We start from the raw sequence: 770 nt of genomic DNA, 5'->3' as shown, positions 1-770 counted from the left end.
AACACTTCTTGGGTGTTGTATGGTTAAGCCTCACGGGTAATTAGTATGGGTTAGCTCAACACATCACTGCGCTTACACACCCCACCTATCAACGTTGTGGTCTCCAACGGCCCTTTAGGACCCTCAAGGGGTCAGGGATGACTCATCTCAGGGCTCGCTTCCCGCTTAGATGCTTTCAGCGGTTATCGATTCCGAACTTAGCTACCGGGCAGTGCCACTGGCGTGACAACCCGAACACCAGAGGTTCGTTCACTCCGGTCCTCTCGTACTAGGAGCAACTCCCTTCAATCATCCAACGCCCACGGCAGATAGGGACCGAACTGTCTCACGACGTTCTGAACCCAGCTCGCGTACCACTTTAAATGGCGAACAGCCATACCCTTGGGACCGACTTCAGCCCCAGGATGTGATGAGCCGACATCGAGGTGCCAAACACCGCCGTCGATATGAACTCTTGGGCGGTATCAGCCTGTTATCCCCGGAGTACCTTTTATCCGTTGAGCGATGGCCCTTCCATTCAGAACCACCGGATCACTATGACCTACTTTCGTACCTGCTCGACCTGTCCGTCTCGCAGTTAAGCTGGCTTATGCCATTGCACTAACCTCCTGATGTCCGACCAGGATTAGCCAACCTTCGTGCTCCTCCGTTACTCTTTGGGAGGAGACCGCCCCAGTCAAACTACCCACCAGGCACTGTCCGCGAGCCCGATTCAGGGCCCTGCGTTAGAACATCAAACATACAAGGGTGGTATTTCAAGGACGGCTCCA

Annotated in this window: 1 rRNA gene; it reads right to left on the bottom strand. The window is 54.4% G+C overall.

What is annotated here, in order from left to right:
* Nucleotides 1-19: 19 nt before the first annotated feature.
* Nucleotides 20-770, bottom strand: a 23S ribosomal RNA gene (locus tag GWQ22_RS21675); the annotation flags it as partial.

Source organism: Aeromonas sp. 1HA1 (assembly GCF_029237385.1).
Taxonomy (GTDB): Bacteria; Pseudomonadota; Gammaproteobacteria; order Enterobacterales; family Aeromonadaceae; genus Aeromonas; species Aeromonas popoffii.
The sequence above is the reverse complement of the archived record's forward strand: the minus strand, read 5'-3'. Positions and strand labels throughout refer to the sequence as shown.